The organism is Dermacoccus abyssi (assembly GCF_003515945.1).
GTDB lineage: Bacteria > Actinomycetota > Actinomycetes > Actinomycetales > Dermatophilaceae > Dermacoccus > Dermacoccus abyssi.
On the sequence record NZ_QWLM01000003.1, the window covers coordinates 1 to 19,591 of the forward strand.

Annotated in this window: 19 protein-coding genes; 2 read left to right on the plus strand and 17 right to left on the minus strand. The window is 68.5% G+C overall.

The window, feature by feature from the left end:
- Nucleotides 1–476 precede the first annotated feature (476 nt).
- Nucleotides 477–1,739 (minus strand): tyrosine--tRNA ligase, encoded by a 1,263-nt coding sequence (gene tyrS / locus D1832_RS02995; protein WP_118912577.1) that lies wholly within the window; start codon nucleotides 1,737–1,739, stop codon nucleotides 477–479.
- 75 nt (nucleotides 1,740–1,814) lie between these two features.
- A complete protein-coding gene (locus D1832_RS03000; RefSeq protein ID WP_241510834.1) occupies nucleotides 1,815–2,462 on the minus strand; it encodes a DNA-3-methyladenine glycosylase in 648 nt (215 codons plus the stop codon).
- 176 nt (nucleotides 2,463–2,638) lie between these two features.
- Between D1832_RS03000 and D1832_RS03005 the strand changes: the two genes are divergently transcribed.
- Nucleotides 2,639–3,883, plus strand: coding sequence for a globin domain-containing protein (locus tag D1832_RS03005; RefSeq protein WP_118912579.1), 1,245 nt, complete (start codon nucleotides 2,639–2,641; stop codon nucleotides 3,881–3,883).
- Nucleotides 3,884–3,968: 85 nt separating this feature from the next.
- Here the strand turns inward: D1832_RS03005 and argH are convergent, their stop codons facing one another.
- The 15 genes from argH to D1832_RS03080 all read right to left on the minus strand — a co-directional run bounded on the left by argH (nucleotide 3,969) and on the right by D1832_RS03080 (nucleotide 18,490).
- The gene (gene argH, locus D1832_RS03010; protein ID WP_118912580.1) at nucleotides 3,969–5,402 is read right to left on the minus strand and encodes an argininosuccinate lyase; all 1,434 of its coding nucleotides are present in this window, start codon (nucleotides 5,400–5,402) and stop codon (nucleotides 3,969–3,971) included.
- A gap of 90 nt (nucleotides 5,403–5,492) precedes the next feature.
- Nucleotides 5,493–6,029 (minus strand): arginine repressor, encoded by a 537-nt coding sequence (locus D1832_RS03015; protein ID WP_118912581.1) that lies wholly within the window; start codon nucleotides 6,027–6,029, stop codon nucleotides 5,493–5,495.
- On the minus strand, nucleotides 6,026–6,958 hold the full coding sequence (gene argF, locus D1832_RS03020) for an ornithine carbamoyltransferase (protein ID WP_118912582.1): 933 nt from the start codon (nucleotides 6,956–6,958) through the stop codon (nucleotides 6,026–6,028). Before argF ends, D1832_RS03015 begins: the two co-directional genes overlap by 4 nt.
- The gene (locus D1832_RS03025; RefSeq protein WP_274541946.1) at nucleotides 6,955–8,169 is read right to left on the minus strand and encodes an acetylornithine transaminase; all 1,215 of its coding nucleotides are present in this window, start codon (nucleotides 8,167–8,169) and stop codon (nucleotides 6,955–6,957) included. The genes argF and D1832_RS03025 overlap by 4 nt, the downstream gene beginning before the upstream one ends.
- Nucleotides 8,166–9,107, minus strand: a complete 942-nt coding sequence (gene argB, locus D1832_RS03030) for an acetylglutamate kinase (protein WP_118912583.1) — start codon at nucleotides 9,105–9,107, stop codon at nucleotides 8,166–8,168. Before argB ends, D1832_RS03025 begins: the two co-directional genes overlap by 4 nt.
- Nucleotides 9,104–10,255: a bifunctional glutamate N-acetyltransferase/amino-acid acetyltransferase ArgJ gene (gene argJ / locus D1832_RS03035; RefSeq protein WP_118912584.1), complete on the minus strand. Its 1,152-nt coding sequence runs from the start codon at nucleotides 10,253–10,255 to the stop codon at nucleotides 9,104–9,106. The genes argB and argJ overlap by 4 nt, the downstream gene beginning before the upstream one ends.
- Nucleotides 10,252–10,662, minus strand: coding sequence for an ACT domain-containing protein (locus tag D1832_RS03040; RefSeq protein ID WP_118912585.1), 411 nt, complete (start codon nucleotides 10,660–10,662; stop codon nucleotides 10,252–10,254). The genes argJ and D1832_RS03040 overlap by 4 nt, the downstream gene beginning before the upstream one ends.
- Nucleotides 10,662–11,711, minus strand: coding sequence for an N-acetyl-gamma-glutamyl-phosphate reductase (gene argC, locus D1832_RS03045; protein ID WP_118912586.1), 1,050 nt, complete (start codon nucleotides 11,709–11,711; stop codon nucleotides 10,662–10,664). Before argC ends, D1832_RS03040 begins: the two co-directional genes overlap by 1 nt.
- Nucleotides 11,712–11,801: 90 nt before the next feature.
- Nucleotides 11,802–14,336, minus strand: a complete 2,535-nt coding sequence (gene pheT, locus D1832_RS03050; RefSeq protein ID WP_118912587.1) for a phenylalanine--tRNA ligase subunit beta — start codon at nucleotides 14,334–14,336, stop codon at nucleotides 11,802–11,804.
- A gap of 4 nt (nucleotides 14,337–14,340) precedes the next feature.
- Nucleotides 14,341–15,438 carry a phenylalanine--tRNA ligase subunit alpha gene (gene pheS, locus D1832_RS03055; protein ID WP_118912588.1) on the minus strand — a complete coding sequence of 366 codons (1,098 nt, stop codon included), beginning with the start codon at nucleotides 15,436–15,438 and terminating at the stop codon, nucleotides 14,341–14,343.
- A 46-nt stretch (nucleotides 15,439–15,484) separates the two neighbouring features.
- Nucleotides 15,485–16,297, minus strand: a complete 813-nt coding sequence (locus D1832_RS03060) for a TrmH family RNA methyltransferase (RefSeq protein WP_118912589.1) — start codon at nucleotides 16,295–16,297, stop codon at nucleotides 15,485–15,487.
- Between the two features lie 42 nt (nucleotides 16,298–16,339).
- Nucleotides 16,340–16,714, minus strand: coding sequence for a 50S ribosomal protein L20 (gene rplT / locus D1832_RS03065; RefSeq protein WP_118912590.1), 375 nt, complete (start codon nucleotides 16,712–16,714; stop codon nucleotides 16,340–16,342).
- Between the two features lie 72 nt (nucleotides 16,715–16,786).
- On the minus strand, nucleotides 16,787–16,981 hold the full coding sequence (gene rpmI, locus D1832_RS03070; protein WP_047312123.1) for a 50S ribosomal protein L35: 195 nt from the start codon (nucleotides 16,979–16,981) through the stop codon (nucleotides 16,787–16,789).
- A 105-nt stretch (nucleotides 16,982–17,086) separates the two neighbouring features.
- Nucleotides 17,087–17,764 (minus strand): translation initiation factor IF-3, encoded by a 678-nt coding sequence (gene infC / locus D1832_RS03075; protein ID WP_241510835.1) that lies wholly within the window; start codon nucleotides 17,762–17,764, stop codon nucleotides 17,087–17,089.
- A 303-nt stretch (nucleotides 17,765–18,067) separates the two neighbouring features.
- Nucleotides 18,068–18,490, minus strand: coding sequence for an MFS transporter (locus tag D1832_RS03080; RefSeq protein WP_241510836.1), 423 nt, complete (start codon nucleotides 18,488–18,490; stop codon nucleotides 18,068–18,070).
- An 88-nt stretch (nucleotides 18,491–18,578) separates the two neighbouring features.
- Here D1832_RS03080 and D1832_RS03085 point away from each other — a divergent pair, with 88 nt between their 5' ends.
- Nucleotides 18,579–19,556, plus strand: a complete 978-nt coding sequence (locus tag D1832_RS03085) for a sugar-binding transcriptional regulator (protein ID WP_182434638.1) — start codon at nucleotides 18,579–18,581, stop codon at nucleotides 19,554–19,556.
- Nucleotides 19,557–19,591: the final 35 nt, after the last annotated feature.

Sequence of the window (19,591 nt, forward strand, 5' to 3'; positions counted from 1 at the left end):
ATCCCAGCCGAAATCAAACGGTGACACCACACCACCACCCACAAAAAGGTGATCGTGTGTCTTGTATCCATCCATCAAACATCAGCCAGAACAACACCAACCCACACAGGGCTAGCAAAATACTGTTGTTTGGCGATGATCACATCGGCACGCTGTTGAGTTCTCAAAACACCATCACACACCGTCAGGGTCTGAGGTGGAACCTCTCACCCGTCTGGGGTAACTCGTCTACCTTAGCACTTCCGCGGCTTAGCACCAACCTGGCCGTTTCGAACTACATCGCTGTAATTCGTTGTGCCTGTAGGCAATCCGAGAGTGTCAGGTGCGGCTCGCGGCGGGCGTTCGGCCCTCCGCTGCTCGCGGCGACTCGGAAAACATTACACGCTTCTCACCCTGGGCACAAACGCGGAGATGTGCCAGGGCGTTCGGTGCGGGAGAGGTGCCTCGAGAGCCCCTCCCATGCACCTGACGTCGGGTCACCCGGCCCGACGTGCCGCGGCCTGGAACTTGCGGCCGCGCTTGAGGATGGCCACCTCGCCGTGGAGGAAGTCGTCCGCCGTCAGGGCGTACTCGGCGTCGTTCATCTTCACGTTGTTCAGCGAAACCCCGCCGTCACCGATGAGGCGCCGGGCCGCGTTTCGTGAGTCCGCGATGCCGACCGCGACCACGGCGTCCGTCAGGCTGGTGCCCTCGGCGACGTCGGCTCCCGGCAGTTCCTGCGCTGCGTCACGGAGCGTGGACGCGTCGAGCGCCGTCACGTCTCCCTTGCCGAAGAGAGCCTCACTCGCGGCCACGGCGCCGGCCGTCGCAGCCTCGCCGTGGACGAGCGTCGTGACGTCGGCGGCCAACGTCCGCTGCGCCTCACGGCGGAAGGGTGCCTCGGCAACGGCCTTCTCCAGCTCGGCGATCTTCTCCGGCGTCCTGTCGGTCATGAACTTCAGAAGCTTGATGACCTCGGAGTCCTCGACGTTGAGGAAGTATTGGTAGAAGGCGTAGGGACTCGTCATCGTCGCGTCGAGCCAGATGGCGTTGCCTTCCGACTTGCCGTACTTCTGCCCGTTCGCGTCGGTCAGCAGCGGCGAAGTGAGCACGTGAACGCTCTTGCCCTCGACCGAACGGATGAGGTCGGCCCCGGCAATGAGGTTGCCCCACTGGTCCGAACCACCGGTCTGCAAGGTGCAGCCGTACTCGCGGTACAGGTGGAGGTAGTCGAGCGCCTGAAGGATCTGGTAGCTGAACTCCGTGTAGCTGATGCCCTCCTCGGAGTTCAGGCGAGCCGCTACGGCGTCCTTCTTCATCATCGCGTTGACGCGAAAGTACTTGCCGACGTCGCGCAGGAAGTCGAGAGCCGAAATCTGTGAGGTCCAGTCGAGGTTGTTCACCACGCGCGCCGGGTTCTCACCCTCGAAGTCGAGGAAGGGGCGCACCTGCGAGCGGATCTTGTCGACCCACTCCGCCGTCTGGTCCTTCGTCTTGAGCACTCGCTCCGAACTCGGACGGGGGTCGCCGATGAGTCCCGTCGAGCCGCCGACGAGGGCGATCACTCGGTGGCCGGCCCTCTGCAGGCGACGTAGCTGGATGAGCTGAACGAGGTTGCCGAAGTGCAACGACGGGGCAGTCGGGTCGAAACCGCAATACACCGTGATAGGTCCGTTCGCGAGTGCTTCACGCAGCTCGGCTTCAGCGGTGGTCTGTGCCACCGCTCCGCGCCACTGCAGCTCGTCGAGGATGTTGGTCACGATGTGCCTTTCGTCGTCATGGCCGGGGTCTGGCTCCGGCGCCGTTCCAAGGGTGCCCCATCGGGTGCGCCCGCGTCACTTCGGTTGGTGCGGGTTCGTCGCGGCTCGTCGGCGCGCCACGGCTGGCCGATAGGCGGAGACCGTCGGGTCGTCGGGCAGCCAGAAGCGCCACGGGTACAGCGTGCTGTCGCCGCCGGGGCCGCTCACCCCGACCCGTGGGCCGCTGCGGTATTCGAGCCGGGAACACCCGTCCGGCACGGTGAGTCGCACCTGCGCGTCCCTTCCGGTGACCGGCGTTCCGTTGAGGTCGAGATCCACGCCGAGCGCCTGCCCGAGGTTTCCCGGCCCCCGCGCCAGCAGCCGTGACGGAACGTCGCGCCGGTCTCCACCGCGGCGCCGCCGAGCGATCTCCTCCCCCTCGACGACCTCACCGGCGCGCACGAGCACTCCGGCGGATTCTCCGTCGGGGCCACAGACCAGGTTGAAGGCTCGATGGATGCCGTAACTGATGTAGACGTACACGGTGCCGGGAGGTCCGAAGAGCGCCGCGTTGCGCGGCGTGCGTCCACGGAAGCCGTGCGACCCCGGGTCGCGCTCCCCCGCGTACGCCTCCACCTCGCTGATCCGCACACCGACACCGTCGTGGTGCACGACCAGGCCGAGCAGCCGCGGAGCCACCACCTCGGGGGCTGCGGCGAAGAGATCTGGATCGACGGGGTGCACGCCTTCATTGTGCCAACGCTGCCGATGGGTTCCGCCGTCGCGGTCCCGCACCCCTCGGTTCCTGGGGATCGGGGACATTCGTCCCTGTCCTCGAGCCAGGCCCGCGCCGTAGCGTCACGACGGCCGCAACGGGACAACCGTCTACGGCAACCTGACGACGTCACCCTGGAGGACGCATGCTGCACGCCGACAACGCCGAGATCGTCAAGGCGACTGCCGGACCGGTCATCGAGAACATCACGCAGATCACCAAGGTCTTCTACCCCAAGATGTTCGAGCGAAACCCGGACCTGCTCAACGTGTTCAACCAGGCGAACCAGGCCATCGGCGAGCAGCCGATCGCGCTGGCGTCGAGCATCGTCGCGTATGCCCACCACCTGCTGGGCGACTCCGACATCGACTTCGACCACGTCCTGTCGCGCATCGCGAACAAGCACGTTGCCCTCGCCATCAAGCCCGGTGACTACACCATCGTCGGCCGCAACCTCATGGAGGCCATCGGCGAGGTGCTCGGCGACGCCGTCACGCCCGAGGTGGCACGCGCCTGGGAAGAGGTGTACTGGCTGTTCGCCATGGACCTCGTGAGCGCCGAGGCGAGGCTGTACCAGCAGATCGACCGCACGCCGGACTCCCTCATGAAGGACCACCGCATCACGCGCATCGAGGACGCCGGCGGCAACGCCCGCACGTTCACCCTCGAGCCCGTCGACGGTTCGGCGATTCCCGACTATGTTCCGGGCCAGTACGTCTCCGTCATCGCTCAGCTCGAGGACGACTACCGCCAGCCCCGCCAGTACACGATCTCGGGCGCGCCCGGTGACGCCGCCCTCCAGATCACGGTCAAGAAGGTGGCGGGTGCGAACGGCACCCCCGACGGTGCCGTCTCGGGATATCTGTTCGAGCGCTCCGAGGGCGACCTCCTGCCCGTCAGCGCACCGGTGGGCGACATCGAGGTGGCGAAGGGCGACCACACTCGCCCGCTCGTCATGTTCTCCGCCGGCATCGGCATCACGCCGATGGCCTCGATCCTCGACGCCGCCGCTCACGGCCGCATGAACGGTCGTGAGCTCGTCCTCGTCCACGCCGACGTCGACGTAGACACCCACCCGCTGCGCGAGCAAGTCGCCCGCACCGCAGCCGACGCGGGCGCCACCGCCATCACGTACTACGAGAAGGGCGGCGACGATGCGCGCGAAGGTCTCGTCGCCGTGAACGAGCTCGACCTGCCGGACAACGCCGAGTACTACCTCTGCGGTTCGGTGCCGTTCATGCAGCACGTGCGCTCGGGCCTGCTCGACCGCGGCGTGGACGCGGCCGACATCAGCTACGAGATCTTCGGGCCCGACCTGTGGCTCGGTGGCTCGACCTCCAGCCAGGCCTCCCCCGAAGAGCTCGTCGCCGAGGAGCAGCGACTGGCCTGATCGGCGTCAGCCGTCAGCACGCATGACGACAGCGGCACCCGTTCTCGGGTGCCGCTGTCGTCATGCGACGGGGAGAGTGCTCCGGTCAGCGCAGCTCGATGCGCGAGTCGGCGAACTCGCGCAGCTCGCCCGCTCGAGCGGCGGCAGCTTCGAGCTGCTCACCGACTCGCTCCGGGGCGGTGCCGCCCGTGGCGTTGCGTGACGCGAGCGATCCCGGAACGCTGAGTACCTCACGCACGCCCGGGGTGAGGTGCTCGCTGATGTCGGCCAGGTCGTCGTCCGAGAGATCCCACAGCTCGATGTCGCGCTTCTCGCACTCCTGGACGCACGCTCCGGCGACCTCGTGAGCCACACGGAAGGGCACGCCCTCGCGCACGAGCCATTCCGCGATGTCCGTGGCGAGCGAGAAGCCCTGCGGGGCCAGCGACTCGAGGCGCTCCGGGTGGAACGTCAGCGTCGCGGTCATCCCGGCAAAGGCAGGCAGGAGCAGTTCGAGGGTGTCGACGGCGTCGAAGACCGGCTCCTTGTCCTCCTGCAGGTCACGGTTGTAAGCGAGGGGAAGCGCCTTGAGGGTCGTGAGCAGGCCGGCCAGGTCACCGACGAGACGGCCCGCCTTGCCTCGGGCGAGCTCGGCGACGTCGGGGTTCTTCTTCTGCGGCATGATGCTGGAACCGGTCGAGAAGGCGTCGTCGAGGGTGACGAAGCTGAACTCCTTCGTCGCCCAGAGGACGACCTCCTCGGCGATGCGCGAGATGTCGACCGCGGCCATCGCGGAGACGAAGGCGAACTCGGCGACGAAGTCACGCGAGGCGGTGCCGTCGATGCTGTTCTGCGTCGGGCGGCTGAAGCCGAGGTCCTCGGCCACCCGAGCCGGGTCCAGGCCGAGAGACGAGCCCGCGAGCGCCCCCGAGCCGTACGGTGAGGCATCCGCGCGCTCGTCCCAGTCGACGAAGCGCTCGGCGTCGCGCAACAGGGCCCAGGCGTGGGCGAGAAGGTGGTGGCTGAGGAGCACCGGCTGGGCATGCTGCAGGTGAGTGCGGCCAGGCATCGCGACGCCCATGTGGGTCCGGGCCTGAGCCACGAGAGCGTCGACGACGTCGAGCAGCAGCCCCGAGACGACCCGCGCGTGATCACGCAGGTACATGCGGAACAGGGTGGCCACCTGGTCGTTGCGCGAGCGCCCGGCGCGCAGGCGACCGCCCACGTCAGCGCCGGCACGTTCGATGAGGCCGCGCTCGAGCGCGGTGTGAACGTCCTCGTCGTCCTGGGCCGGGACGAAGACGCCCGATTCCACGTCACCGCGTAGCTTGTCGAGGGCCGCAAGCATGGCCCCGAGGTCGTCGTCGGCGAGGAGGCCCGCGCGGTGCAGGACGCGGGCGTGTGCCCGGGATCCGGCGATGTCGTACGGCGCGAGGCGCCAGTCGAAGTGGGTGGACTTGCTCAGGGCCGCGAGTGCGTCGGAGGGGCCGCCGGCGAAGCGCCCGCCCCAGAGGCTGAGGCGAGAATCGGCCTGGGTCATGACAAACCTTTCATCGAGGAGTGGCCCGGCTCGAACGGGCCACCGAAGTGCAGGGGTAGCAGGGAAATCTCAGGGTGCTCGCGTGGATTCTCACGCGTCGTCGGCGTGAAGGTCCTCGTCGGCTCCGGCGTCGTCGGTAAGCCCGGCGAGGTCGAGGAAGCGCTGCGCCAGAGCTGACGACTCGGCGCCCGCCTGGGCGATGACCAGGATCGTGTCGTCGCCGGCGATGGTGCCGAGCACCTCCTCGAACTCCGCGTGGTCGATCGCCGAGGCGAGGAAGTTCGCAGCGCCCGGAGGCGTGCGCAGCACGACGAGGTTGCCCGAGGACTCGGCCGTGACGAGCAGTTCGCCGGAGAGCCGGCGAAGGCGCTGCACGGCTTCGGTACGAGCGGCGCCGGCACGCGGCGTTCGATCGCCGCCCTCGCCAGGCACGGCGTAGACGAGTGTTCGCCCCTGGCGCACCTTGACCGCGCCCAGCTCGACGAGGTCACGCGACAGCGTCGCCTGGGTGACGTCGACGCCGTCCTCGAGCAGACGTTCGGCGAGATCGGTCTGCGAGCGGATGGGCTCCCGGCCGAGGATCTCGCGGATGCGCTGATGTCGCGCGCCCTTCGTCGGCGCGATCACGAGCGCTCCAGAAGGAAGGCGAGCAGAGCCTTCTGCGCGTGCAGACGGTTCTCCGCTTCGTCCCAGACGACCGACTGCGGCCCGTCGATGACATCGGCGGCGATCTCGTACCCCCGGTATGCGGGCAGGCAGTGCATGACGATGGCATCGGCCTTGGCGTGGGCCATGAGGTCCGCGGTCACGGCGAACGACCGGAACGGGTTCGTCTCGCCCTGGCGTTCGGCCTTCTCGCCCTCCTGCCCCATCGACACCCAGGTGTCGGTGATGACGACGTCCGCATCGCTGACCGCGACCACGGCGTCGGTGGAGGCCGTGGCGCTCCCACCCGTTTGCGCCGCGATGCGCTGAGCGTTCTCGAGGATCTGGGGGTTCGGCTGGTAGCTCACCGGTCCGGCGACGACGATGTTCGCCCCCGCAGTGGCGAAGCCGAGCAGGTAGCTGTGCGCCATGTTGTTGGCTGCGTCGCCGACGTAGGCGACCTTGAGCCCGGCCACGCTTCCCTTGTGCTCCGTGACAGTGAGGAGGTCGGCGAGGATCTGGCACGGGTGGAAGTCGTCGGTGAGCGCGTTGACGACCGGAACTCCCGAGTGCTCGGCCATCTCTGCGAGCGACTTCTGGGCGAACGTCCGCCAGACGATGGCGCTCACCTGGCGGCCCAACACCTTGGCCACGTCGTGGATCGACTCCCGCGTGCCCACCTGGGCGAGGTTGCCGTCGACGATCATCGGGTGGCCGCCGAGTTCGGCGATGCCCACCGAAAAACTGAGCTGGGTGCGCAGCGTCGGCTTGTCGAAGATGACGGCTACGCCGCGGGGCCCCTCGAGCGGGCGGACACAGTGTCGATCGGCCTTGAGGCGTGCGGCAAGGTCGAGCACCTCACGCTGCTCGGCGGGCGACAGGTCGTCGTCGCGCAGGAAGTGGCGGGTCACGATGTCTCCTTCTCTCCCGCTCGGTCGAGCAGGGTCGGCAGGGCGTCCACGAACGTGTCGAGCTCGGCGTCGGAGATGACGAGCGGGGGCGCGAGGCGAACGGCGTTCGGCGTCGGCGCGTTGACGACGAAGCCGGCCTCGCGCGCGGCGACGACGAGCTGCGGCGCCACGGCGTCCCGCAGGAGGACGGCGCGCAGCAGGCCACGGCCGCGTGTACCGGTGACGCGGGCGTCGCCGAGGGCGTCGATGCGAGCGGCGAGGTGCTCTCCCCGTCGTACGACGTGGGTGAGAAGCCCGTCCCCGGCGATCGTGTCGAGCACCGCGAGCGCAGCAGCGCAGGCCAGTGGGTTACCGCCGAACGTCGTGCCGTGCTGGCCCGCCGTGAGGAGGCCGGAGACTTCCGGCCCGAACGTGATGAGCCCGCCGACAGGAACGCCGCCACCGAGGCCTTTGGCCACCGTCACCGCGTCGGGCACGAGCCCCGGCGCGAGCGTCTGGAAACCGAACCACTCGCCGGTGCGCGCGATGCCCGTCTGGACCTCGTCGAGGATGAGCAGCGCACCGGCGTCACGCGTGATGCGGCGCGCCGCCTCGAGGTAGCCCTCACTCGGCACGACGACGCCGGCCTCACCCTGGATCGGCTCGACGAGGACAGCACCCACGGACTCGTCGACAGCGTCACGCAACGCCTCGACGTCGTCGTACGGCACTCGCCGGACGCCGGGCACGAGCGGCTCGAACGGGGCGCGGTAGGCCTCCTTCGACGTGAGCGAGATGGCCCCCATCGTGCGCCCGTGGAAGCCCCCGTCGAGGACGACGACATCGGGTCGACCGGTGCGCCGCGCGAGCTTGAACGCGGCCTCGTTCGCCTCACTGCCGGTGTTGCAGAGGAAGACGCGTGAGCTCTCCGGCGCTCCGGCGATCTCGATCAACCGCTCACCGAGGGCCACCTGACCGGGCGTCGTGAACAGGTTCGAGGTGTGGATGAGCCGTGCAGCCTGCTCCTGTACCGCGGCGACGAGCGCCGGGTGGCCGTGACCCAGGGAGTTGACGGCGATGCCGCCGAGCAGATCGAGGTAACGCCGGCCGTCGGCGTCCTTGACGTAGCAGCCGTCACCCTCGGTGAGGACGAGGCCGGGCTCGCCGAAGACACCCATCATCACCGTGCCGTACCGCTCGAGGTACGTCTGGCTTTCGTGCTGGGTACTCACCAGCGTCCTCCTGACGTGATCATCGTGCCGATGCCTTCGTCGGTGAAGATCTCGAGAAGGATCGAGTGCGGGCGGGTGCCGTTGACGACGTGTGTGTGCGGCACCCCTCCGCGCACCGCGCGAATGCAGGCCTCGAGCTTGGGCACCATGCCGGTCTCGACGGTCGCGAGCATCGCTTCGGCGTCCTCGACGGGCAGGGTCGACAGCAGCGACTCCGGGTCGGGCCAGTTGGCGTAGACGCCCTCGACGTCGGTGAGCACGACGAGCTTGTGGGCACCGAGTGCCACGGCCAGCGCGCTCGCTGCCGTGTCGGCGTTGACGTTCAGGACCTGACCTTCGTTGTCGAGGTCGGGAGCCACCGACGAGATGACGGGGATGCGCCCCGAGTGCGTCAGGTCGCGTACGATCTGCGGATCGACCATCTCGACATCGCCGACGAGACCGATGTCGACAGCCTCCCCGTCAACGTACGCCGGCCGACGGCGGGCGCCGAACAGGCGGGCGTCCTCCCCCGACAGCCCGAAGGCCATCGGGCCGTGCTGGTTGATGAGGCCGACGAGTTCACGCGAGACCTGGCCGGTGAGCACCATGCGCACGACCTCCATCGCCTCGGGGGTCGTGACGCGCAGCCCGCCGCGGAACTCGCTCTTGAGGCCCATGCGTTCCAGCATTGAGGCGATCTGAGGTCCGCCCCCGTGAACGACGACGGGGCGCAACCCCGCATAGCGCAGGAAGGCGATGTCCTCGGCGAAGGCCTTCTTCAGTGCCGGGTCGGTCATCGCGTTGCCGCCGTACTTCACGACGACGAGCGCGTCCTGGTAGCGCTCGAGCCACGGCAGCGCCTCGACGAGGGTGCCCGCCTTGAGTGCCGCAGAAGCGATCGAACTCAGGTCACGGCGCTCGCCGGCCAGCCCGTGGTCGTGCTCGGAGGTGCTCATGTGCTGTAGGCCGAGTTCTCGTGAACGTAGTCGTGCGTGAGGTCGTTGGTGAAGATTGTCACGGACTCCTCGCCCGCCTTGAGGAAGACCTCGACCTTCACTTCACGGTTCGACAGGTCAACGCCGGATCGGTCGTCGCCGACGCCGCCGTCGCGACAGACCATGACGCCGTTGATCGCAACGTCGAGCGTACGAGCGTCGAACGCCGCCTTCGTCGTGCCGACGGCCGCGAGGACGCGACCCCAGTTGGGGTCTCCCCCGAAAACCGCGCACTTGAAGAGGTTGTTACGGGCGATCGCGCGTGCAACTTCAAGTCCATCGTTAATGTTTGCAGCTCCGTTGACGACGATCTCGATGTCGTGGGCAGCACCCTCGGCGTCGGTGATGAGCTGCAGCGCAAGATCCTGGCAGACCTCCGTCAGGATGCTCGTGAACTCGCCCGTCTCGGGCGCGACGCCGGAGGCGCCGGACGCCATGAGGAGCACGGTGTCGTTCGTCGACTGGCAGCCGTCGGAGTCGATGCGGTCGAACGACAAGCGCGTCGCCGTGCGCAGGGCTTCGTCAGCCTGCTCCGAGGTGAGGACGGCATCTGTCGTCACGACGACCAGCATCGTGGCCAGTGAAGGTGCGAGCATGCCCGCTCCCTTCGCCATGCCACCGACGACGTACCCCGAGCCGATGCCTTCGCACTCCTTGGCCACGGTGTCGGTCGTCATGATGGCCTCGGCCGCGTCGGCGCCACCGTCGGCGCTCACGGCGCCCGACACCTGCGTCACACCATTCTCGATGCGGTCCATCGGCAGGAGTTCACCGATGAGCCCCGTGGAGCACACCACGACATCGCCCGCACTCACGCCGGCGGCCTCGGCCACGAGTTCGGCCGTGCGGTGAGTGTCGAGGAAGCCCTGGGCGCCCGTGCAGGCATTCGCACCACCCGAGTTGAGGACCACAGCATCGACGCGGCCGTCGGTGACGACCTGGCGTGACCACGTCACGGGGGCCGCCTCGACCCTGTTGCTCGTGAACACCGCGGCACCGACGTGCTCGGGGCCGTCGTTGACCACGAGCGCGAGATCGGGCTTTCCGCTGGGCTTGAGGCCGGCCGTGACACCGGCGGCCCGGAAGCCTGATGCGGCAGTGACGCTCATTCCTTCTCCTTGATGATGTGGCCGGCACGCTTCCACAGCGCGCGGGCGCGGTCGGACTCGAAGGTGGGAACCATGATCCAGTCGGTGTCGAACGTGGAAACGGTGAAAACCGTCAGCTCGGCCTCACCGAGCGGCGTCACGATCGCCGACAGGAGACCCGTGAGGGCGAAGTCGAGCGGACCGTCGACCTCGAAGACGTTGAACGGCCCCTGCTGGCGCACCACCGCGTCACGCGGGATGGCGGACGACAGACACAGCACCGAGGTCTCCGATGCGGTGGCGCTCACCGAGACGAGCGGGGCGTCCGTGAGGGCCCAGTCTGGCACCACCTCGTGCGGCCCGAGGCGCACGTACGACAGTTCCTCGGGGTGGGCGATGAGGGTGAACTGCGCTCCGAAGGCGACCATCAGGGAGCCACCCCCACCGCGGGCAGGCCCGCGGCTTCGTCGAAGCCCAACGCGAGGTTCATCGACTGCACGGCAGCTCCTGCCGTGCCCTTCGTGAGGTTGTCGACGGCGGAGACGACGACGACGCGGCCGGAGCTTGCATCGAGGGCGAACTGAACCGCGACGGCGTTGGACGCAACGACCATCCCCGTCGAGGGCCACGAGCCGTCCGCAAGCAGGTGGACGAACGTCTCGCCGCCGTAGGCCGCCTCGAAGGCCGCGCGAATCGCCGCGGCGTCCACGCCGTCACGCACGCGCGCGGTACACGTGGCCAGGATGCCGCGCGGCATCGGCGCGAGCGTGGGGGTGAACGACAGGGACACGTCGTCCGCTCCCTGCGCGGCGCGGCGGAGGTTCTGCACGATCTCAGGGGTGTGACGGTGGCCGCCGCCGACACCGTACGGGCTCATCGATCCCATGACCTCGGATCCGAGCAGGTGCGGCTTGAGGCCCTTGCCGGCCCCCGAGGTTCCGGAGGAGGCCACGACGACGACGTCATCGTGCTCCACGAGGTCGTGGGCAAACAGGGGCGCGAGGCCGAGCGAGACCGCGGTCGGATAGCAGCCCGGGACGGCAATGCGGCGCTCCCCGGCCAGGTTGTCCCGCTGCTTGGCTGCGGTCCCGAGGGTCAGTTCGGGCATGCCGTAGGCCCACGAACCTGCGTACGGGGTGTCGTAGAACGCAGTCCAGTCGTTCTCGTTCTCGAGGCGGAAGTCGGCACCGCAGTCGACGACGAGCACGTCCTCGGCGAGCGCGGCGGCCAAGGCAGCGCTCTGACCGTGGGGAAGTGCGAGGAACACGGCGTCGTGTCCTGCGAGGACCTCCGGCGTCGTCTCCTCGAGAACGACATCGGCCAGCGGCATGAGGTGCGGGTGGTGCTCACCCACTCGCGAACCCGCGGAGCCCCCGGCCGTCAACGCTCCGATCTCGACGTTGGGGTGAGCGAGCAGCAAGCGGAGGAGCTCTCCTCCGGCGTATCCGCTCGCACCGGCGACTGCGACCTGAACCATGTCGTTCAGGCTACACGAATACGCATACTCATGCACGGGAGAGAAAAGTCATGCACCCCCATGGGCGGGCCACAGGGGTGCATGTCAGGATCAGGCGCCTCGCAGGCTGGCTCCGACGGCCTTGTCGACCTCACGGACGGCCGCATCGCGGGCGACGTTGACCTCCTCCGTCGTGAGCGTACGCTCCGGCGAGCGGAAGAAGAGCCGGTAGGCGAGCGACTTCTTGCCCTCGCCGACCTGCTCGCCCTCGTAGATGTCGAACAGCGCCAGCGACTCGAGGTTCTCCCCACCGCCGCGGTGCAGTGCGTCCTCGACGACCGCCGCGGTGACGCCCGAATCGACGACGAGCGCGACGTCGGAATGCGCCTGCGGGTACGTGGCGATCGGCTCCGCGACCCCGGGCCTCTCGGCGAACGCCGAGAGGGCGTCGAGGTCGAGTTCGCCGGCCACCACGCGCGGCGGGAGGCCGAGGGTCGTGAGCACCTTCGGGTGAAGCTCACCCGCGTGACCGATGACGCTGCCGTCAGGCAGCATGATCTGGGCACAGCGGCCCGGGTGGAACGGGGCCACGTCGGCCTGCGCCACCTCGAGCTGCACGCCGAGCACGCGACCGATGCCGAGCGCGGTGGCGACGGCGTCGCTCCAGTCGCTCGAGCGGCCTTCACCCCACCAGCCCTTGCGTTCACCGTCACCGGTCATCACCCAGGCGACGTGGCGCGGCTGAACCGGGACGGCGTCACGGATGGCGGCGAGCACCTCGGGCGTCGGGTGCACTCCGACCCGCTCGGTCGGCGCCGTTCCCGCGGGGCCGGCCACGACGAGACCGAGCTCGAACAGGCCCACGTCCTTGAAGCCGCGCGCGATGTTGCGCTTGAGCGACTCGAGCATCGTCGACAGGACGCTGGTGCGCAGCAACGGCGCCTCGTCCGACAACGGGTTGCTCAGGCGAACGGTGGAGCGCCGCGTGTCATCTGCCCCGTAGCGCAGCTTCGTGTGCAACTCGTCGCTGACGAAGGGCAGCGAGATGATCTCCGAGAGCCCCTGAGCGGCGAGCGCGTTGGCCACGGTGCGGCGGTAGCGCTGGGACGCGGTGAGGCCGCGCCCGGCGACGGGGCGAGCCAGGATCGACGGGATCTGGTCGTAACCGCGCAGGCGGGCAACCTCCTCGACGAGGTCGGGCCCCGTCGTGAGGTCGGGGCGCCACGACGGAGCCGTGACGTTCCACCGTGCCCCCTCGACTCGCTCGACGACGCAGCCGACCGCGGTGAGAGTCGCCTCCACCTCGTCGTCGGTGTACGAGACACCGACGAGGCGCGTGGGCTGCTGCGGGTCGAACGCGATCGGAGCGGCAGGCACGACGGTGTCGAGGTCGGTGACTCCGTCGTCGACGCGGCCGCCGCCGTACTCGACGAGAAGATCGACGGCCAGCTGCGCTGCCGCGGCGGCGATCGCCGGGTCGACACCGCGCTCGAAGCGCTTGGACGCCTCGCTGCTCAGTCGGTGACGACGGGCGCTTCGGGCGATGCTGACCGGGTCGAAGTGTGCGGCCTCGATGAGGATGTCGCTCGTCGTGTCGCTCACCTCGCTCTCGGCACCGCCCATCACGCCGGCGATGGCGAGCGGACGCTCACCGCCGTCGGTGATGAGGAGGTCCTCGGCGAAGAGCGTGCGCTCCACGTCGTCGAGGGTCGTGATCTTCTCCCCCGCCCGCGCGCGACGCACGACGATTTCCTCACCGAGCGTGGCCAGGTCGAAGGCGTGCAGCGGCTGGCCGAGACCCAGCATGACGTAGTTCGTGATGTCGACGGGCAGGGAGATCGAGCGCATCCCCGCCTCCGTCACGGCCTGGGACAGCCAGGCCGGCACGGGCGCCGCCGGGTCGACGCCGCGCACGATGCGGGCCACGTAGCGGTCGCACCCGACGTTTCCGCGCAGGGGCGCATCGTCGTCGACGCGCACGGGGTAACCCGAGGCGTTGGCCTCCGGGGCACGCGAGTTGAGGTCGAGCACCGGGTCGGTGAAGCGGGCCCCCGTCGAGTGGCCGTACTCGCGCGCGACGCCACGGATGGAGAAGCAGTAGCCGCGGTCCGGGGTGACGTTGACCTCGACCGTCTCGCGGTCGAGACCCAGCAGCGGCAGGGCGTCCTGGCCGGGCGTGAGGTCGCTCGCCTCGACGCCGAGACGCTGCGGGAGCAGGATGATGCCGTGCGAACCGTCGTCGGGCAGGCCGAGTTCGTCGGCTGCACAGATCATGCCGGCCGAGAGGTGACCGTAGGTCTTGCGGGCGCTGATGGCGAAGCCACCGGGCAGAACGGCACCGGGCAGGACGACGACGACGGTGTCGCCGGCGTCGAAGTTGTGCGCGCCGCACACGATGCCCTGGGGCTCACCGGTTCCGTTGGCGTCGCCGACGTCGACGGAGCACCAGTTGATGACCTTGCCGTTCTTCTGCTCCTCGGGCTCCTTCGTCAGAACGCGCCCGACGACGAGCGGGCCGGTGATGCCGCCGCCGTGGATCGCCTCCTCCTCGAGACCGATCTTGACGAGGTCGGCCGCTACCTGGAGACCTGTTGCTCCGGCCGGGACGTCGACGTACTCACGCAGCCATTCGATGGGAACTCGCATTGCCTCAGACCTCCAAGCCGAACTGGGCGTCGAAGCGCACGTCGCCCTCGATCATCTCGCGCATGTCGGATGCGCCGGTGCGGAACATGAGCGCTCGCTCGACGCCCATGCCGAACGCGAATCCGCTGTACTCGCTCGGGTCGACGCCGCAGGCGCGCAGGACGTTCTCGTGGACCATGCCGCAGCCACCCCACTCGATCCAGCCGGTGCCGCCGCACGTGCGACAGGCCGGGTCTTCCCCGCGGCAGACGAAGCAGCGCAGATCCATCTCGGCGCTCGGCTCGGTGAACGGGAAGTAGTTGGGACGCAGACGCGTCGTGATGCCTTCGCCGAACAGCTGCGTGGCGAGATGGTCGAGCGTTCCCTTGAGGTGGGCCATCGTGATGCCCTTGTCGACGGCGAGGCCCTCGAGCTGGTGGAAGACCGGCAGGTGCGTGGCGTCGAGTTCGTCCGTGCGGTAGGCCTTGCCCGGCGCGACGATGTAGAGCGGCACACCGCGCTCGAGCATCGAGCGAGCCTGGACGGGCGACGTGTGCGTACGCATGACGAGCCCCCCGTCGGCCGGGTCGAGGTAGAAGGTGTCCTGCATCTGGCGGGCAGGGTGGTCCTCGTCGAAGTTGAGCGCGTCGAAGACGAACCACTCGGCCTCGACCTCGGGGCCCTCGGCCACCTCCCAGCCCATGCCGACCATGAGGTCGACCATGAGCTGCTGCATCATCTCGACGGGGTGACGGCCACCGACCGGGCGGCGCAACGTCGTCGCTGTCGTGACGTCGACGGCCTCCTCGGTGAGGATGCGCTCGTCGCGCTCTGCCTCGAGCTCGGCCTGACGCTCCTTGATCGCCTGACCCACGCGCCCGCGCGCCTGGCCGACTCGCTTGCCCGCCTCGGCCTTGGCCGTCGGCGGCAGCGCACCGATCTCACGGTTGGCGAGAGCGAGGGGCGACTTGTCGCCGGCGTGGGCGAGGCGTGCGTCCTTCAACTCCTCGAGCGAGTTCGCGGCCGCAATGGCGCTGAGGGCGACGGTGACGTTCGACTCCACGACCTCGGGGTCCAGTGCGGACACCTCGACCGGGTCGTAGTTGGTGTTGGGGCCAGACATGGGCCCGAGTCTATCGAGTGCGCGCAAACCGGAATGACGCGCCGTGTCAGTGCTGCGCGCCCGCCGAGGCGTAGAGGCAGACGGTGGCCGCCATGGCCAGGTTGAGCGACTCGGCAGCGCCGTAGATCGGCACGCGCACGACGTCGTCGCAGGCCTCGCGGACTTCGGGTTCGAGGCCCCAGGCCTCGTTGCCCATGACCCACGCGTGCGGCGTGGAGAGCTCGACGTCCGGAAGCAGCGTCGTGCCGACACCGTCCGCGGCGTGCAGCGTCAGCCCGGCGTCGCGGCAGCGGGCGAAGATGTCCTCGATGGCGGCACCGCGACAGATCGGCAGGTGCCACAGCGAACCCACGGTCGAGCGCACGACCTTGGGGTTGTAGATGTCGACACTCGAGTCGCTGACGATGACGGCGTCAGCACCCGTCGCGTCGGCGCCCCGGATGACGGTGCCCGCATTACCGGGGTCCCTCACGTTCGTGAGGACCACGACGAACTTCGGCGAACCGGCGAGCACCTCGTCGAGGGCGCGGTCGACGGGTCGCGCGACGGCGATGATCCCCTGCGGCTGCTCGGTGTCGCACATCTCGGCGAGCACCTGGGCAGAGCAGTCGTGGACGAATCGACGCTCGTCAGGCTCCGCGTCGCGCTGCCAGGAAAGCGCCATCTCCCGCAGGTCCGGGTGCCGTTCGGTGGCCTCGGCGTCGAGGTAGAGGTCGCGGATCGTCTCGGGCGCGAAACGGATCAGTTCGCGCACGGCCTGGCGTCCCTCGACGAGGAACAGTCCGGCCTTCTCACGCGCAGAACGCCGCCCCAGTGCCCTGACCTGCTTGACCCGATCGGAGCGGGTGTTCGTGATCATGGCGTGGAGCGGCGTTCGATGCGAAAGAGGTGCCTAGGAGAATCAGGCAGCCGGCGTCTGGGCCGGGACGTTCTCCTTGGCGATCTCGACGAGCGCGGCGAAGGCCGGGGCGTCGTTGACGGCCAGCTCGGCGAGCATGCGACGGTCGACCTCGATGCCAGCGGCCTTGAGGCCCTGGATGAAGCGGTTGTACGTCATGCCGTTGAGGCGAGCCGCAGCATTGATGCGCTGGATCCACAGGCGACGGAAGTCACCCTTCTTGGCGCGACGGTCACGGTAGGCGTAACCGAGGCTGTGCGTCACCTGCTCCTTCGCCTTGCGGTAAAGGCGCGAGCGCTGGCCGCGGTAACCGCTGGCCTGCTCGAGGACGGTACGACGCTTCTTCTGGGCGTTTACTGCCCGCTTCACGCGTGCCACGTGAGTACTCCTTGTTCATGGGCGGCGGCGCCGGGCGCCTGCCGCAAAAGCTGGTTGAGGGAAAAGTTCGGCTTACTTACCGAGAAGCTTCTTGATCTTCTTCTCGTCGGACGGCGCAACGACGACGTCGTTCACGAGGCGACGCGACTGACGCTTGGCGCGCTCTTCGAACTTGTGGACGTGGCGGGCGCGCTGGCGCATGACCTTGCCCTTACCGGTGACACGGAAACGCTTCTTGGCACCGCTGTGCGTCTTCATCTTCGGCATAACCGACTCCTTCGCTCACTCGGCGCGCTCGTGCACGCCGGCTGTCTGACGGCCCGCCACCGGTCTCCCGGTGCGGGGGTCTTCACCCGAGGGTGAAGGACGATTTCAGTTGGCGGCCTCGTCGGCAGCCGGCTCCGCGGCGGGAGCCTCGGTCTCGGCGGCCTGCGTCGCGGGAGCAGCCTTGCTCGCCTTCGCAGCCTCGCGACGACGACGGTCCTCGGCGCGAGCCTCGGCCTTCTTCTTCGTCGGGCCGAGAACCATGACCATGTTGCGGCCGTCCTGCTTCGGCGCGCTCTCGATGAACGCCAGCTCGGCGACGTCCTCGGCGAGCTTCTGGAGCAGTCGGAAACCGAGCTCCGGGCGCGACTGCTCGCGACCGCGGAACATGATGGTGACCTTGACCTTGTCACCGGCCGACAGGAACCGAACGACGTGACCCTTCTTGGTGTCGTAGTCGTGCTGGTCGATCTTCGGTCGGAGCTTGATCTCCTTGATGACCGTGTTGACCTGGTTCTTGCGAGACTCGCGGGCCTTCATGGCGGCTTCGTACTTGAACTTGCCGAAGTCCATGAGCTTGGCGACCGGGGGCTTGGCCTGCGGCGCGACCTCCACGAGGTCGAGATCCGCTTCCGCAGCGAGGCGCAGCGCGTCCTCGACTCGGACGATGCCCACCTGCTCACCGTTGGGGCCAACCAACCGGACCTCGGGTACACGGATCCGATCGTTGATGCGTGGCTCAGCGCTGATGGCCGACTCCTTCACTGTTGTGACGATTCGTTCCACCGCCGAGGCGGAGAAACACGAAAAGGCTTCTTGCCTACGCAAGAAGCCTTCGTCTCAACGTTTCGCACGCTCTCAGGGATTCCCCGAGAACAGGCTCACCGGGGTGAGCCTCGTACGAACCATGACCACGACCCTGCCTCCCGTGGGAGAACCGAGGGTGGAGACCGAAGTCCCTCTTGCGCACCGTTCGTGGTGTGATTTTCGCGGATCGCTCCGGGAGAACACCACACGTACGGCTGGTAGCAACCAGAGTAACAGTCCGGCGAGCGCCCTCCAAACCCGGCGAAGCGGTCCCTTCCCCACTCACGCGGACGCCCGTCGCACGCTGCGGGAGCGCTGCGCCCGCCGTCCACCGACGATGAGCACCCCGGCCACGCAGATGGGGGCTCCGAGCCCGCCCACGGCGGCGAAACCGCCGGCGAAGCCGTGACTGTCGATGGCCCATCCGGCGATCGGTCCGCCCAGCGCGCCGCCCGTCGCGAGGAAGGAGCCGCGCCAGCCCATCGCCTCACCGCGCACTCGCTCCGGAACGACGCGAGCAACGGCGTCGACGGAAGCCGTCATCGTGGGCGCGCAGAACATGCCGGCGAGGAAGGCACCGAGTCCCGGGGTGAGCATGCTCGAGGCGAGATCGGCACGGTGGCCGCTGCCCACGAGTGCTGTGGCTGCCAGGATGGCGACGCCTGTCCTTCGTCGTCCCACGACGACCTCCTTCTCAAGTCGCACCCAATTTCTGCTCAGTTGAGCAATAGGAAGCACACATGAGTAAAGTGTGATGTGACACACAATGTCAACCCTCGTCTCAGGAGGCCTCATGGTCGACGTGAACCTGCCGCTGACTCAGCTGCACATGGTCCAGGCGGCGCGCCGCTATTACCTCGACGACGCCTCCAAGGTGCAGATCGCCGAGGAACTCGGCATCAGCCGGTTCAAGGTGGCTCGCCTGCTCGAGGCCGCTCGCGACAGTGGAGTCGTGCGCATCGAGATCCTGGACCCCGGCGCCGTCAAGGACCAGTTGTCCCAGGACCTACGCGAGCGTTTCGGGCTGCGTCATGCGCTCGTCGTCGACGTCGAGGCCCTCGCCGGTGGCGAGAAACTGGTTGAACTCGGCCGCGCTGCCGCATCCCTCATGCAACGCATCGCGCAGCCCACGGATGTCATCGGCCTGCCGTGGAGTCGCATGGTGGCGCAGACCGTTCCGTTCTTCGAAGAGCTGCCTCCGGTGCCGATCGTCCAGCTGTCGGGAGCCCTCGACCTCCCGGCATACGAGGCCTCCCCCGTTGACGTCGTGCGTGACGCCGCCCGCCTCACCGGCGGCGAGCCACGCGTGTTCTACGCGCCGCTCGTCGCGACGGACGCCGAGGCCGCGCGCGTCATCCGGGCACAGACAGCCGTGGCGGGCACCCTCGACGAGGCACGTCACTGCTCGCTCGCCCTCGTCGGCATCGGGGGGTGGAGCGAAGGCGAGAGCACGCTGTACGACCTCGCCACCGAGGACGAGCGAGACGAACTCGAGCGGCTCGAGGTCGTCGGGGAGATCGCCGGATCGCTGTTCAACACCGACGGCGAACCGGTCGAATCGGGGCTGAGCGCACGCCTGGTCAGCATGAGCCCCCGCGATCTGCGGCTCATCACCGAGGTCGTCGCTGTCTCCCACGGAGCGGCTCGAGCGGAGGCGCTGCGCGCCGGGATCAAGGGCGGCTACGTCACGTCGGCCGTCGTCGACACCGAGCTCGCCCGCGCATTGCTCGGCGCACCCGCGGACGCCTCGGCAAGTTCTACCGGCCGGTAGAGGCGTCGACTCCCGCTAACCGGCCCCGGGGGTTT